This window comes from Pseudomonas sp. D47 (assembly GCF_045447305.1).
In the GTDB taxonomy this organism is placed as follows: Bacteria; Pseudomonadota; Gammaproteobacteria; order Pseudomonadales; family Pseudomonadaceae; genus Aquipseudomonas.
In genome coordinates this window covers 1-15,891 of the sequence record NZ_JBJGXU010000093.1, presented here as the reverse complement: position 1 = coordinate 15,891, position 15,891 = coordinate 1, and the positions used below count along the sequence as shown (strand labels likewise).

At 60.1% G+C, this 15,891-nt stretch carries 10 protein-coding genes and 1 riboswitch; of the genes, 7 read left to right on the top strand and 3 right to left on the bottom strand.

The genetic code is table 11. The features are described from left to right. Window positions 1-42: 42 nt before the first annotated feature. Window positions 43-248: riboswitch (cobalamin riboswitch) on the top strand. 95 nt (window positions 249-343) lie between these two features. From ACI77I_RS30165 to cobM, 4 genes are all read left to right on the top strand, one after another. Next, a complete protein-coding gene (locus ACI77I_RS30165; protein WP_242155723.1) occupies window positions 344-532 on the top strand; it encodes a CbtB-domain containing protein in 189 nt (62 codons plus the stop codon). An 11-nt stretch (window positions 533-543) separates the two neighbouring features. Next, window positions 544-1,251, top strand: coding sequence for a CbtA family protein (locus ACI77I_RS30160; protein ID WP_406999829.1), 708 nt, complete (start codon window positions 544-546; stop codon window positions 1,249-1,251). Beyond that, window positions 1,248-1,640, top strand: a complete 393-nt coding sequence (locus ACI77I_RS30155) for a cobalamin biosynthesis protein (RefSeq protein ID WP_242155721.1) — start codon at window positions 1,248-1,250, stop codon at window positions 1,638-1,640. Before ACI77I_RS30160 ends, ACI77I_RS30155 begins: the two co-directional genes overlap by 4 nt. Window positions 1,641-1,709: 69 nt before the next feature. Continuing rightward, window positions 1,710-2,456, top strand: a complete 747-nt coding sequence (gene cobM, locus ACI77I_RS30150) for a precorrin-4 C(11)-methyltransferase (RefSeq protein WP_406999827.1) — start codon at window positions 1,710-1,712, stop codon at window positions 2,454-2,456. A 111-nt stretch (window positions 2,457-2,567) separates the two neighbouring features. On the opposite strand, the gene nfuA is transcribed toward cobM, so the two are convergent. The 3 genes from nfuA to ACI77I_RS30135 all read right to left on the bottom strand — a co-directional run bounded on the left by nfuA (window position 2,568) and on the right by ACI77I_RS30135 (window position 6,629). After that, entirely contained in the window at window positions 2,568-3,152 is a 585-nt protein-coding gene (gene nfuA / locus ACI77I_RS30145) for a Fe-S biogenesis protein NfuA (protein WP_017136914.1), read from the bottom strand. Between the two features lie 58 nt (window positions 3,153-3,210). After that, on the bottom strand, window positions 3,211-4,236 hold the full coding sequence (locus ACI77I_RS30140; protein ID WP_242156041.1) for an acyltransferase: 1,026 nt from the start codon (window positions 4,234-4,236) through the stop codon (window positions 3,211-3,213). Window positions 4,237-4,322: 86 nt separating this feature from the next. Next, window positions 4,323-6,629, bottom strand: a complete 2,307-nt coding sequence (locus tag ACI77I_RS30135; protein WP_406999825.1) for a fatty acid cis/trans isomerase — start codon at window positions 6,627-6,629, stop codon at window positions 4,323-4,325. 166 nt (window positions 6,630-6,795) lie between these two features. On the opposite strand from ACI77I_RS30135, the gene metH reads away from it, so the two are divergent. From metH to ACI77I_RS30120, 3 genes are all read left to right on the top strand, one after another. Then, the gene (gene metH / locus ACI77I_RS30130) at window positions 6,796-10,506 is read left to right on the top strand and encodes a methionine synthase (RefSeq protein WP_406999823.1); all 3,711 of its coding nucleotides are present in this window, start codon (window positions 6,796-6,798) and stop codon (window positions 10,504-10,506) included. Window positions 10,507-10,600: 94 nt separating this feature from the next. Further along, a complete protein-coding gene (locus ACI77I_RS30125; RefSeq protein WP_406999821.1) occupies window positions 10,601-14,641 on the top strand; it encodes a hypothetical protein in 4,041 nt (1,346 codons plus the stop codon). Further along, a complete protein-coding gene (locus tag ACI77I_RS30120; RefSeq protein WP_406999819.1) occupies window positions 14,544-15,398 on the top strand; it encodes a hypothetical protein in 855 nt (284 codons plus the stop codon). The genes ACI77I_RS30125 and ACI77I_RS30120 overlap by 98 nt, the downstream gene beginning before the upstream one ends. The last annotated feature ends 493 nt before the right edge of the window (window positions 15,399-15,891 follow it).

The following is a 15,891-nucleotide window of genomic DNA, read 5'->3' as shown; positions in this document are numbered from 1 at the left end:
CAAAAAAACTCCCAATTGACTCCCCTCCCACCCCCATGCTCTCCTACACATCTTGTTTCGGGTGCCCTTCACAGGGTGAAACGGGAAACCGGTAAATCATGCATACATGACCAGTCCGGTGCTGCCCCCGCAACGGTAAGCGAGCGAAGCGTCACAGCCACTGTGCCTGCAAGGCATGGGAAGGCGATGCTTTTTAGACCCAGTGTCCCTCGCAAGCCCGGAGACCGGCCCGAAAAATCAGATAACAAACCCGCGGTGGGCGGGCGCTGTTCAGAACCCCGCGTGCCCGGCTCGCGGGGTTTCCATGCGCTCGTTTCACCCTGACACCCAGAAGGGACGCGCCATGTCGATCATCAGCAGCACCTCTCACACCGCCAGCAGCACCACCACCCTGAGCCAACGCCTGACCGCCGCCATCGGTGCGTCGATCCTCGGCGCGTGCCTGGTGTATTTCGCCGGTTTCTCGCATATCGAAGCGGTGCACAACGCCGCCCACGATACCCGCCACAGCGCCGCGTTCCCGTGCCACTGAGACCTGCCGACATGATCAAGCGTATCGCCCAAACCGCAGGCTTCACCGGCTTGCTGGCCGCCCTGTTGCTGACTCTGCTGCAAAGCTTCTGGGTCGCCCCGCTGATTCTGCAGGCGGAAACCTTTGAAAACGCCCCGGCCGCTGCCGAAGTAATGCCCCATGAACATGCACAAGGCGCCGCCGCTCACACCCACGACGCGGAAGCCTGGGAGCCGGAAAACGGCTGGCAACGTGTGTTGTCGACTACCGGCGGTAATCTGGTGGTGGCGGTTGGTTTTGCCCTGATGCTGGCCGGTCTCTATACCTTGCGCGCACCGACCCGCACGGCTCAAGGCTTGCTGTGGGGCTTGGCCGGTTACGCGACGTTTGTACTCGCGCCGACCCTGGGCCTGCCGCCGGAGTTGCCGGGCACCGCCGCCGCTGACCTGGCCCAACGTCAGGTCTGGTGGATTGGCACGGCTGCGTCCACCGCTACCGGTATCGCGCTGCTGGTGTTTGGCCGCAGCTGGCTGCTCAAAGTGTTGGGCGTGGCGATCCTGGCCGTGCCGCATCTGATCGGTGCGCCGCAGCCTGAAGTGCATTCGATGCTGGCTCCAGAAGCGTTGGAAGCACAATTCAAAATCGCTTCGCAGCTGACCAACGTCGCCTTCTGGCTGGCCTTGGGTCTGATCAGCGCTTGGCTGTTCCGCCGCAACCGCGACGGTCAATACTCGGCATGACCCTGGTGGTCGGCCTGGGTTGCCAGCGGGGCTGTGATGTTCACACCCTGCTGGGCCTGCTCGACACTGCCCTCGCCGAGGGCAGTATCGAACGCCATCGCATCACCGCGCTGGCCAGTCTTGACCGCAAGCAGAATGAACCTGGGCTGCTCGCTCTAGCAAAGGTGCTGAACCTGCCATTGCACTGTTTCAGCGCCGCACAATTGACGGTTTTTGAACACCGTCTTAGCCACAAATCAGAGGTCGCTTTTGCCCATACCGGCTGTTACGGCATCGCCGAAAGCGCCGCGCTGGCCTTGGCTGAACAGCTCTCCCACGGCCCTGCCCGCCTGCTGATCACGCGCAAAAAAGTCGCCCAGGCCACCTTTGCATTAGCCTGCGCCGACTAAAAACCCGATAATCGCCCTTCTCGATCATGAGCAATCTTCATGCTCGCCCGATTTTCAACAGGAACTCCCATGACCGTCTACTTCATCGGCGCCGGCCCCGGCGACCCGGAATTGATCACCGTCAAAGGCCAGCGGCTGATCCGCAGCTGCCCGGTGATCATCTATGCCGGCTCGCTGGTGCCGGCGGCGGTATTGGAGGGCCATCAGGCGGAACAGGTGGTTAACAGCGCCGAATTGCACCTGGAGCAGATCATTGACTTGATCAAGGCGGCCCATGCTAAGGGCCATGATGTGGCGCGCGTACACTCCGGCGACCCCAGCCTGTATGGGGCGATTGGTGAGCAAATCCGTCATTTGCGTGAGTTGAATATCCCCTTTCAGATCATTCCAGGCGTCACGGCGGTGGCGGCCTGCGCGGCATTGCTGGAGACGGAGCTGACCCTGCCGGATATCGCCCAAAGCGTGATCCTGACCCGCTACGCCGATAAAACCAGCATGCCGGCCGGTGAGGATTTCGACAGCCTGGCGCGCCACGGCACGACCATGGCGATTCACTTGGGGGTTAATCATCTGGAGAAGATCGTTGCTGAGCTGCTGCCGCATTACGGTGCGGATTGCCCGATTGCCGTGGTGCACCGCGCGACGTGGCCGGATCAGGATTGGGTGGTGGGTACGTTGGTGGACATTGCCGAGAAAGTGGCCGCCAAGGGTTTCCGTCGTACGGCGCTGATTGTGGTGGGTCGGGTGCTGGCGAACGACAGCTTCAGCGAGTCGTCGCTGTATCGCGCGGGTCACGCGCACCTCTATCGGCCCTGATAAAACACAGTTGATCATCTTTGTTAGATATATATTGCAAAGTATTGAATTTCATACATAAAAAAACGGCGCTCACGGGGCGCCGTTTTTTGTTCGCAGTGAACACCTTACTCAGTAGTAGGCGTTTTCTTTCTGCGTGTGGTCAGTCACGTCACGTACGCCCTTGAGCTCAGGAATGCGCTCAAGCAGGGTGCGCTCGATGCCTTCGCGCAGGGTCACGTCCGCCTGGCCGCAGCCTTGGCAGCCACCGCCGAATTTGAGTACGGCGATACCGTCTTCCACGACGTCGATCAAGCTGACCTGCCCGCCGTGGCTGGCCAGCCCCGGGTTGATTTCGGTTTGCAGGTAGTAGTTGATGCGCTCGTTGACCGGGCTGTCGGCGTTGACGTTTGGCACCTTGGCGTTGGGCGCCTTGATGGTCAACTGGCCGCCCATGCGGTCGGTGGCGTAGTCGACCACGGCGTCGTCGAGGAAAGCTTCGCTGAAGTTGTCGATGTACGCGGTGAAGCTTTTGAGCCCCAGGGCGGTGTCTTCAGGTTTTTCTTCCCCAGGCTTGCAGTAGGCGATGCAAGTCTCGGCGTATTGGGTGCCGGGCTGGGTGATGAAGACGCGGATGCCGATACCCGGGGTGTTCTGCTTGGACAGCAGGTCAGCCAGGTAATCGTGGGCGGCGTCGGTAATGGTTATGGCAGTCATGGAAACTCCTCACAGGCTTGCGGGCAGTTTACGCCAAACATTACAGAGGCACAAAGTCCTAGTGTTTTTGTCGGGAAAGGCGTGTCGGGTCATCCATGCCAAACCAACGCTTGAACACGCGATAGCTGCCCTTTTCCAGCCATTGGTAGCTCGCAAATGCACACAATGCCGTCACTGCGATGCAAACGGGCAGGATCGCATAAGGGTCTATGCCCGTGTGTTCCGCAGCCCATCGCCCAGCGTACAGCACCATCGTGTGGATCAAATACACCGAATAAGAGCAATCCCCGAGCATCTTCAACAGGCGCGAGCCCTTGAAGTAAGGCTCCAGTGTCACACAGCTGATGACGAGTACCGCGCTGGGCACGCCCCACTCCAGCGAACGGGGTACATCTGCGCCGATATAAATCGCTACTAACGCACCCACGATACCCAACAACGGCAGCCACGCCCTGGCCCGGCACAGACCACGGCGATACAGCATGCCGATCACAATGCCCATCAGAAACTCCAGGACAATGTCGTTGCTGTAAAAACCGCCGGCCAGGTTCAAAGCCGGACTGATGATGCCGCACACAAGATAGAGCAGCCCGGCCACCACCCAAAACCGATACGACGTACGAACCCACAAGGCCAAGGCGAACAGAAGATAAAACAGCATCTCGAAGTTGAGGGTCCAGCCGACGTCCAACAGCGGATAGATCCCAAAGCCCGCGGGGTGCTGGGCAGGGATAAACAGCATCGACAGGGCCACGTGGCTCAGCACCCACTCATCATTTGGGAACATCGCGGGCACCGCCACGATCAGCAGGGCCATGAGCAGGGTATAGAACCAATATGCCGGCGCGATCCTTGCCACGCGCATAAGCATAAAACGCCACGGTGTCAGGGCTTTGTCTGCGCTCGCAAGGAAAATCACCAGGCCACTGATGACAAAGAAAATATCCACGCCAACGGCGCCTTTGTCGGCAAACAGATACTCCAGCGGGCCATGGACCTCAAAGTTGAAAAAAACCTGCATGAAGTGGTGCCCCACCACCACCCACGCTGCCAAGGCGCGTAGCGCCTGCACTGAAATCAGCATCATCGGAATACCTGTTCCAATCCCGCAAGATAGATACCCGACTGCTTCAGCACTCGCTTAGAGAGATGACTGAGTCACTGCAATACTTATAGGTTCTCATACCGGTTCATGTCCAGAACCCCCTCTTCCACCGGCGTGGTTTCGCGCATGTACTGTGACAAGTCGTGAAAGTACTGCCAGAACTGCGGATGGCTGCGGCGTATGCCCCAACGGTCGACAATCTTCTCAAACCGCTTGGCATCCTTGGCATTCTCCATCGCTGCCACAAACTCCGGCACTTGCTGCGCCGGAATATTGAACATGAAGTTCGGGTAACTGCTCAGCACGCCCGGATAGACAGTCAACGTGTCCAACCCCGGCTGATAGCGATAAGCCTCACCCAACAAAAACGCCACATTACTGTGCGCCCGATTACGCAGCAGGCTGTAAACCACCCGCTGACCATTGGCCGTCTCAACCCGCAGCATCGTAGCCTCAGGCAACTGATCAATCACCTTGAGCCCCGCCGCCGGCCGCGACGTCAGACGGCTCAGCGCCTGCTCCGCATCCTGTAACGCTGGATCAATCCCATCGCGCGAGCAATAGGCCCCGGTACAGCGGTTGATCGGATCCGGACTAGCGTTCAGGTTGCCATAGCGCGTCAACAACTGGTTGGCAAAATCTCGCTTCGGATCCTTTTCATCCAAATGCAGCCCGCTCGGTTTGTCGTCATCAATAGCTTCATAGTCCAGCCACAGCTTGAGTTTGCCGCTGTTCTGGTACCAATCATCCATAAAATCATCGCGAGTATCCGCCGGCATCAGGCGCAGGAAGTTCTGCTCGGCGCCATTGCGGATCAGGTCGAAGTACAGCCGGGTCTGGGCTTGATGGGACACGTTGCCGAACACATCGAAGTTCACCGCCAACTGATAATAGGTGCGCTCCAGCAGCGGATAGTCAAACAGCCACATCGTCTGCGGTACCTCACCGATCAAGCCCTTGTTCACCGAAGCGCTGTCGAAGTGGCGGAAAATGCTCAACAAGGCATTGTCATTACCGGCCCACAGGCTGGACCAACTCGGTGGCGGCAAATCAGCGTAGCTGTCACGGCGCAAGGCTTCGTATTGGTTGCGCTTGTCGCGATACGCCAACCACAGGCTGAGCACGCTGCCCACGTCGTCGTTCTGCCCCGGCATCGCCAGCAATGGCGTGGCCTGGCCGCGATAACGCGCATCGGTGATGTACAGGTCGTGGTCCGGGTCCTGGAACAGGGTCCAGAAGTTGTCGCGAATCACATCCGTAGCAATCTGCCCACGGCACACCGGCCCACGAATAAAGGTGCGCACGAAGTATTCGGCGTTATCGAGCATAAATTGGTAGCGCGCTTTGGCCGGAATCGCCTCGAACGTCTCGAACGGATTGGCCCGGCGCCCGGGGCCGTAGCCCGGCAAGGCGTTGACTTGCCAGTCACCGGCGTAGAACAGCGCTTTGATCCGCGCCATTTTTGCCGCGCTGAACGGGTACGTGATGTGGGTTTTATGCACGATCACACCCTGCACCGGCCACAGGCGGTAATACACCTGGGTGCCCGGGTCATCGTTGGGGCGGCGGGTGGCGATCAGGTCGATCGGCTGGCCGCTTGGCGTGCGCGAACGTACCCATTGGAAGAAATGCCCCGGCTCGCCGTTCTCAAAGTAAATGTGCGCCAGGTATAGATGCTCATACAACCAGCGCGCCACCAGGCTTTCGCGGGCGCCGGGCTGGTTGAACAGGTTTTCCCACTGCTGCACTTGCAAGGCTTCCTTGGCGCTGGGCGCCAGGCCTTGCTCATCAATCGGCGCACCGGAGGCGAGCCAACGTTGCAGGGTCTGGTATTGCTGGTCGGTCAGGCCGGTGACCGCCAGCGGCATGCCTTCCTTGGGATGGCTGCCTGCGTAGGCATTGAACTCGCCGGGCATGGCGCACAGGTTCTCGCGATTCAGGCCCAGCACGATCTCGTCGGGCAGCTTGGCATTCGGTTGCAGCGGCGCGTTATGCCCCAACTCCAGCATGCGCGCCATCAAGGCGGCCTGGCTGCCTTGGGCGTCGAGTACCGAATAGAAGCCCTTCTGCTGCCAGGCTTGTTTGCCGAACGCGTCATAGAACAGCCGCGTGGTCGGCGCAGCCTGGCTGCGCTCGCCGTCGTAAACCGGTGTTTTGCTGGCACCACGGGCCGCGCCCTCGGCGCTGCCCAGGTTGAGCTGGCAGGCGGAGTCGTAGCAGGCGTGGCAGGCCACGCACTTTTCGGTGAAGATCGGCTGCACGTCACGGGTATAGGAAATCGCCGGGGCGGGGCTGTTGACCGGTAAAGCGTCTGCCTGGGCAGTACTGGCAATCAAGGCCAGTACGGCGCTGACGATAAGACGAAGTGACATGTATCCGGTCCCGATTCAATGCGAGCGATAGAGAAGTGCCGGCGATTCTACCGGGCCATGACCGCCTCCAACATGAACGATATTCATGCAAAACCTGGGCATGCTCTAAATCGGCACAGGTTTGCTATGATTCACCCCCTCCGAAATGCCTGACCAGAGTAGTCCCATGTCCGATCGTAGCGCTCGTCTGCAAGCCCTTCACCAAGCCCTCAAGGAACGTATCCTGATCCTCGACGGCGGTATGGGCACGATGATCCAGAGCTACAAGCTTGAGGAAAACGACTACCGCGGCAAACGCTTCGCCGACTGGCCGAGCGACGTCAAGGGCAACAACGACCTGCTGGTGCTCACCCGTCCGGACGTGATCGGCGGCATCGAAAAAGCCTACCTGGATGCCGGCGCCGACATTCTGGAAACCAACACGTTCAACGCCACGCGCATTTCCATGGCCGATTACGGCATGGAAGAACTGGCCTTTGAGCTGAACGTAGAAGGCGCGCGACTGGCGCGCAAAGTCGCCGACGCCAAGACCCTGGAAAACCCGGCCAAGCCGCGTTTCGTCGCCGGCGTGCTCGGCCCTACCAGCCGTACTTGCTCGCTGTCGCCGGACGTGAACAACCCCGGCTACCGCAACGTGACCTTTGATGAACTGGTAGAAAACTACACCGAGGCCACCAAAGGCCTGATCGAGGGCGGCGCCGACCTGATCCTGATCGAAACCATCTTCGACACCCTAAACGCCAAAGCAGCGATCTTTGCCGTGCAAGGCGTGTTCGAAGAACTGAATGTCGAACTGCCGATCATGATCTCCGGGACCATCACCGACGCCTCCGGCCGAACCCTGTCGGGCCAGACCACCGAAGCGTTCTGGAACTCGGTCAGCCACGCCAAGCCACTGTCGGTGGGCCTGAACTGCGCCTTGGGTGCCAGCGAACTGCGTCCGTACCTGGAAGAGCTGTCGAACAAGGCCAACACCCACGTTTCCGCGCACCCGAACGCCGGCCTGCCCAACGAGTTCGGCGAGTACGACGAATTGCCGTCGGAAACGGCCAAGGTCATCGAAGAATTCGCCCAGAGTGGCTTCTTGAACATCGTCGGCGGCTGCTGCGGCACCACACCGGGCCACATTGAAGCCATCGCCAAGGCCGTTGCCGGTTATGCGCCGCGCCCGATTCCGGACATTCCCAAGGCGTGCCGCCTGTCGGGCCTGGAGCCGTTCACAATTGATCGCAGCTCGTTGTTCGTCAACGTCGGCGAGCGCACCAACATCACCGGTTCCGCGCGTTTTGCCCGCCTGATCCGTGAAGACAACTACACCGAAGCCCTGGAAGTCGCCCTGCAACAGGTGGAAGCCGGCGCCCAGGTGATCGACATCAACATGGACGAGGGCATGCTCGATTCGAAGAAGGCCATGGTCACCTTCCTCAATCTGATTGCCGGCGAACCGGATATCTCCCGCGTACCGATCATGATCGACTCCTCCAAGTGGGAAGTGATCGAGGCCGGCCTCAAATGCATCCAGGGCAAGGGCATCGTCAACTCCATCAGCATGAAGGAAGGCGTCGAGCAGTTCATTTACCACGCCAAGCTGTGCAAGCGCTATGGCGCCGCCGTGGTAGTGATGGCCTTTGACGAAGCCGGCCAGGCCGACACCGAAGCGCGCAAAAAAGAGATCTGCAAACGTTCCTACGACATCCTGGTGAATGAAGTCGGCTTCCCGCCGGAAGACATCATCTTCGACCCGAACATCTTCGCGGTCGCCACCGGTATCGAAGAGCACAACAACTACGCCGTCGACTTTATCAACGCCTGTGCCTACATCCGCGACGAACTGCCGTATGCGCTGACCTCGGGTGGCGTGTCCAACGTGTCGTTCTCGTTCCGGGGCAACAACCCGGTGCGTGAGGCGATCCACTCGGTGTTCCTGCTGTATGCGATCCGCAACGGCCTGAGCATGGGTATCGTCAACGCCGGGCAGCTGGAGATCTACGACCAGATCCCGGCCGAGCTGCGCGATGCGGTGGAAGACGTGGTGCTCAACCGCACCCCGGAAGGCACCGACGCCCTCCTCGCCATCGCCGACAAGTACAAGGGCGACGGCAGCGTAAAAGAAGCCGAGACCGAAGAATGGCGCGGTTGGCCAGTGAACAAGCGCCTGGAACATGCGCTGGTCAAAGGCATCACCACGCACATCGTCGAAGATACCGAAGAATCGCGGCAGTCGTTCGCGCGCCCAATCGAAGTGATCGAAGGCCCGCTGATGTCCGGCATGAACATCGTCGGCGACCTGTTTGGCGCCGGCAAAATGTTCCTGCCCCAGGTGGTCAAATCCGCGCGGGTGATGAAACAGGCCGTGGCCCACTTGATCCCGTTTATCGAGCTGGAAAAAGGCGACAAGCCCGAAGCCAAGGGCAAGATCCTCATGGCGACGGTAAAAGGTGACGTGCACGACATCGGCAAGAACATTGTCGGCGTGGTGCTCGGTTGCAACGGCTATGACATCGTCGATTTGGGCGTGATGGTACCGGCGGAGAAGATCCTGCAGGTGGCCAAGGAACAGAAGTGCGACATCATCGGGCTGTCCGGCCTGATCACACCGTCGCTGGACGAGATGGTCCACGTGGCCCGTGAGATGCAGCGCCAGGACTTCCACCTGCCGTTGATGATCGGTGGCGCGACCACCTCCAAAGCGCACACGGCGGTGAAGATCGAGCCTAAGTACAGCAATGACGCGGTGATTTACGTGACTGACGCCTCGCGCGCAGTGGGCGTGGCCACGCAGTTGCTGTCCAAGGAATTGAAGCCCGGCTTCGTCGAGAAAACCCGCTTGGAATACATCGACGTGCGCGAGCGTACCTCGAACCGCAGCGCGCGCACCGAGCGCCTGAGCTACCCCGCCGCCATCGCCAAGAAGCCGCAGTTCGACTGGAGCGCCTACACGCCGGTCAAGCCGACGTTTACCGGTGCCAAGGTGCTGGACAATATCGACCTCAAGGTGCTGGCCGAGTACATCGACTGGACGCCGTTCTTTATCTCCTGGGACCTGGCCGGCAAGTTCCCGCGCATCCTTGACGACGAAGTGGTCGGTGAAGCCGCCACCGCGCTGTACGCCGATGCCCAGGAAATGCTCAACAAGCTGATCGACGAGAAGCTTATCAGCGCCCGCGCGGTGTTCGGTTTCTGGCCGACCAACCAGGTGCAAGAAGATGACCTGGAGGTCTACGGCGAAGACGGTCAGCCGATTGCCAAACTGCACCACCTGCGCCAGCAAATCATCAAGACCGACGGCAAGCCGAACTTCTCCCTGGCCGACTTCGTCGCGCCAAAAGACAGCGGCGTGACCGACTACATCGGTGGCTTCATCACCACCGCCGGCATCGGTGCCGAAGAAGTCGCCAAGGCCTACCAGGACGCGGGCGATGACTACAACTCGATCATGGTCAAGGCCCTGGCCGACCGCCTCGCCGAAGCCTGCGCAGAATGGCTGCACCAGCAGGTGCGTAAAGAGCATTGGGGCTACGCCAAGGACGAGCAACTGGACAACGAGGCGCTGATCAAAGAGCAATACAGCGGCATCCGCCCTGCCCCGGGCTACCCGGCGTGCCCGGATCACACCGAGAAAGCCCAGCTGTTCCAACTGCTCGACCCTGAGGCACGCGAAATGCAGGCCGGGCGCAGTGGCGTGTTCCTCACCGAGCACTACGCGATGTTCCCGGCGGCAGCAGTCAGCGGCTGGTACTTCGCCCACCCACAGGCGCAGTACTTTGCCGTGGGCAAAGTCGACAAGGACCAGGTCACAAGCTACACCGCCCGTAAAGCCCAGGACCTGGCTGTGACCGAGCGCTGGCTGGCGCCGAACCTGGGTTACGACAACTAAACACCTGGAGCAGGGTTGCGGTATCCCAATGCCGCACGTGTGACGACGAAATCCGCTTTTCTGTGCAGGACCTCTACAGAAAAAGGATTTCGTCATGCCCGAACACCCAACGGCCCTGAGCCCATTGCCCAGCCAGGCCATTCATGCCCATTTCGCCGCGCGCCCCACCTTGTTTTCAGTGGTGTTCAAAGCACTGCATGCAGGGCTGCGACAGCGTTTTGCGAGTCAGCCATTCGACCTGCTCACGCTCAAGCTGGCCAGCCCCACCGCCACCGGTGGCTATGCCTTCCCACTGCTGGTCAACGTCGCCGTTGCGCATGTCCTGAACCCGCAATTGCTGAACCTGCGACCCCGTGGCGAAATGCCATTCTACCTCTCGCCCGCGCCAGGCAGTGGCCTGGCCGACATCGACATGCAGGCGGTTGCGCAACTCATCGCCGAGCTGCCTGGCTCGCTTTACCTGTACTTCCAGCAGGACCTGGCAGACTTCTGGAGCGCCACCGACAGCCACGGCAGCAGTCGCTGGCAATGGCTCGGCGAGTTTCTCCAGGGGCAAATGAGCGCAACCGCAAGCAGCCCCTCAACGTTGAGCGATACCCAACGGGACATGCTGGCGGTCACCTGCGCCTGGCCGGGGCGCCTGGAACGCCTGCCCCGCTCCACCCCTACTACGTATGCGTATTTCATTGAGACCACGCTGTCGACAGGCACACAGGAGGTGTGCCTGCTGACGCCGGACTTGCTGCTGATACGCGACAGGCAGGTGTTGCTGTGCAGCGTCGCCGGGGCAATCACACCGTTTGCCTCACTGGATGCCTTTGGCGAAAGCTGGGGCGCTAGGATGCAGGCTGAGTTGCAGTTCAACACCCTCACCTGGCGGCTTAATGAACCGGACGGCAATGTGTTCGAACAGCAAGCCGGGCTTATTCTCAACCAGCAACTGGAAGACCTGGCAACCTTGTCATTTCAAGGTCAAGGCGAAGAAGCGCTTGCACGCACGCTGGATAAACTCACCGATCCGGCCCTGCTGTTCACGCTCGCCCCCAAGGCCGCCCCGCAGCGTTTGCAAACGGTTAACGCGCAACTTCCGCAGTGGCTCAAACACGCCAGCGCCGATGACCGCTTTGCCTACCATCGCCATTTGCAAGACATGGCGCAGGTGATCAAACAGAACCAGGGACGCTCTTTCAACGAAGGCATCGAAAACATCCACGCCTTCAGCCGCGCCGCGTTGCGCAAGCAGATGCAAACCGACCATGGGGATTACGATCCCGATGACCTGGTACTGGACTTCGCCGTGGCTGCTGGTTATCCAGGCACCACGGGCATTATCGAACATGTGCGGATGTCGCTGACCGAACTGGCCCTGAAAAACCTCGCCGGCAAGCCAAAGGGCACGCTGACGCTGTCTTCAAAAAGCGCCACGACGATTCCCGCCTGGCTGAACGAAGCCTATCTGCTGGGCAGCCAAGGCTTGATCCAGCGGGTGGACATTGGCACAACCTACCCGCAGACGATCAAGGACCTGTTGCTGTCCGACAGTGTTGACGCGCGCCGCCGGGAACAACTGTTTGCCCGCGAACTCAAGGTCCAACTGCCGATGCTGGCGCTGGAATATGCGATCAGGCAGCAATACGGCGTCACCACCACTGGCTATCGGTATGTGAAAGCCTTGATGGGCGAAACCCCAGCAGACAGAGTCGTCGACGGCCAGGAGATCGTGCTACGCCCCCTGGCCCTGTGCCGCAAAACCGGTGCCGTGCCGGATACCGTCAACAACGTTTTCATCATCGAGCCCCGGGACGCCCACATCGGCCCGCACCTGCTGTATCGACCCCTGTATGGCGCGGCCTTGTATCAATACCCGACACGCCAAGCCTTGCTGAATGCGCTGGCCGCCCCCGGCGAGTTGCAGACCAGTGTGCTGGCGTGGCTGAGCGACAAGGCGCGGCCGGTCTACGATAACGGTGGCTTCAAAGAGCCGCACATCATTCACTTTCTGCCGGGGGATGAGTTCTCCCCGCCGGAGCATCCCGCGCCGGCGACGCTGGCCGTCGATGAAGGCGCCGATGAATGGTTGCAGTCGCAAGTCAACGGCCAACTGCTCAACCACGTGTTCGGCAGCACCGCGCGGGCCCTGGTGGACCTGGCGGATCGCGAATCGGTGTCCAACAGCGAAAGCCGCTGGGCCATTGTGATGGAAGGCGCCTGGCTGCTGTTCAACACCTTGGTATTGCCACTGGTACGCGGCCCGGCCATGTTGGCCGGCTGGCTGCTGGTACTGGTCGCCAGCCTGGAACAGGACCTGATAGGCCTGGACAGCAGCGATTCGACCACCCGCGAGCTGGCGCTGATTGACCTGCTGCTCAATGCCGCCATGGTGTTGTTGCACGCCGCGACACCCACCCCCCAAACCCGTCAGCCACTCGCGGCCCAAGACACCGTGCTACGCCTGGCGCCCTGGCGGCGTGCTGCGGCCCAAGCCCATCAGCCCGGCACGCCGTTGATTCGCAAGGGCGCAGTGGCGCTGCCCGGCGAGCCGCCGGCCACCGGCCACACACCCTTGGATTTCAGCCGCTCGATTGCCGCCCCAAAGGCCAGCGCACGGTTGCTGAAGGCGTTGCTCGATGTGCACGTGCCCTGGCCCGACGCCTTGCCGCCTCCCGAGGCAGGCGGCGCGTTCAAAGGGCTGTACCGCATTGGCGCTACCTGGCACGCCAGCCTCGGCGGGCTGCTGTTCCAGGTCAGCGTGGTGCCGGGTTTCGGCGAGGTGTATCTGGTTGACCCACAGCACCCGCTGCGCCCCGGGTTCAAGCTGGCCAGCGACGGTCAAGGGCATTGGCGGCTGGAGCGCAAGGCCCGGCTGGAGGGCGGTATGCCCAGGGAAAAACTGGATAAATGGCAGCGCAAACACCGCGATCGGATCGCCGCGCTCAAGCGAGAGTTGCAGAGCCTCAATAAGGAAATGCTGCCGTTGGCGAATGCTTCAGTTGGGTTAAACAAAACCATGGAGCTTGCCCGTGCCGAGTGGGTCAAGTGCAAAAGAGCCCTGCGCGAGGATTGGATAAGGCTCAACACCCCGAGCACAATTGCCGGGCTGCAAGCCAGCATCGCCGTGCGCCATGAGCAAAGGCGCGGGTTAACCGCTAAAGCCATGGTCGAGTGGGAGATTGCCTTCGATAAGTACCGGCAAAACGCCGAGACCGTCAATGCGCAAATGCGGCTGATCGAAGCCAAGGCAGGCGAACTGATGGAAGCCGACAAGACCGATCCCAAGCATACACACGACCGCAATATCGCCGCAAAAAGCCTCTATGCCTATTGGGCAGAGGTCTATCAGGTGCTGGTGCAAAAACTCTCCTATACCTTTGAAACTGATCAGGGTGAAAATTACGAAGAGCTCTCTGAACGCGTCAATCGAGAACTGTCCGAACGTGTTGTGTACGGCTATCAGACGTACATCGAGAGCAAAAATCTGCAATTTCAAGTGTTCCAACAGATGCTCGAGCCCGCAGAAAAAATTGAAAGTCTCCTCAAACAGGCCGATCCGGCACTGCGCGAATTTCTGTTGAAAGACGACCCCTATAATCGAAACGCCTCAGTCGCCCTGAAACAAAAAATGCTCTACACCCTGATCGAGCTGGTACTGGATCGCAGTTCTGCAGACAGCGACATAACGGAACACCCGTTCATCCTCGACATGATCGCCCCCCAAAACGCTGCCAGCATACTGGCCCATACGGAAATGCTCACCACCAGTGGCTACTCGGCGCGCGAACAAATGGACGTGCTCGAGGGCGTTCTTGCGCGCTATGAGCGCTTGGAAAACGCGGTCAACTCACTGACTGACATGGGCTCCGCCTTTGTGCGCGAAGCCTATCGGGCGCAGTTTCTGGAGCAACTCGCCGTCGCCCGTGCCAGCCTTGAGGCGCAGGGAAGGGTTCGCGCCTGTGCCGAGCGAGCCACGCCCCACACGCACGAAACCGGCCACTCGCAGAGTGTTCAGGACGCGCAACAAAAACACGCTGGTGGGGGATTTGCGCCCGCCTCAGACCGAGGCCCCCGGCAACTTTGTCGACATCAAGGACCCGATCACCGGAACCACCGTGGCCACTTACCTCGAACACGCCGCTGAAGGGGTGTGGGTCGAGGTTGTCCCGGCGGCGCCGCAAGCACCGCCGGCAGCGCCGACGATTCGTTCGTTGAGAACGATTGAACGTAGCGCACACGCCCTGAAAACCGAAAGGGCGAAAATCGAACGCTCGATACGCACCCAGCAGAAAAAACTCCAAGACCCCACACGACGCGAAGATCTCACCCCGCTGGACTGGGACACCATGCTGTCCAACCATGCGAACCACGTGCAGGCCCTGGCCAATGAAATCCGCCGCAACCACGCCACCCACGCTAACGCCGACGCGTTGATCCAGACGTACCTCGACGAGGCGGCCGACACACAGAAGCAGGCCCGTCAGATGTGCAGTGAAGGCTACCTGCAGCAGCGCCCCCAAGCCTACAAAGTCGACTACCTGTGGAGACATGGGTTTGTTGATATCAACTTGGCAAAACGGCGCAAGTTACTCAAGACGGGCGACTATATCGACGAATATACCGTGCGCGATAAAAGCAAAGTTGAGGCTAAGAAACCGCCTGAGGAAACCCTCTTGTGGTACGCACATTTCCATTACCTACGCGTCGATACACCGATATTACAAAGCAGCTTCGGCCACCTGAAGACCAAAGAGGAGCAGCTCTTTACGCGTAGAGAGTTGATCGATCAGGCCAAGGCAGACAACCGCGCCGTGATCAATCTGGATAAAGCCGAGATCAAACCGCCGCTGGATTACGATCTGTTCCTCAAGCTGGGAGAAGAGCAGGCTAAAAATCAGTAGGCGCACCTTGAGTAAGCGCTAACGTCACAAAAAAATCCGAGGCCATCAGCGGCCTCGGATTTTTTGCGGCACAGCGTCAAGCCAGAAGGCGTAGATGAGCATGGCGCAGGGCCGCTGGGTACATATCCGTTGCTGCGATAACGGCCCCTATTGGTACGGCTCTTACAGCGGGTCACTTTTGGAAAAGAGCCCGGAATGCCGGCCCCACCACTCGGCACCTCGCCTAGGCTCGGTGTGCCGGAACGAAGGCTTGAATCCGTGCGGCCAGAGTGGCTAACGGGGCCTGTCAGATCAAGATCAAACACAGAGCACGGCGGCGATTCGACTTGCTCGCGAATACGGTGGGTCAGTTACAAATGAGCTGACTGACCCACCGCTTTCGCGAGCAAGCCTGCTCCCACATTGGGATCTCATTACATTCAGGTAGATGTGGTGCTGCTGTGCTTTTGCTTCAACCACTCAGGTCGGCTACTAGGCCGCCGTGCTCTTGCTT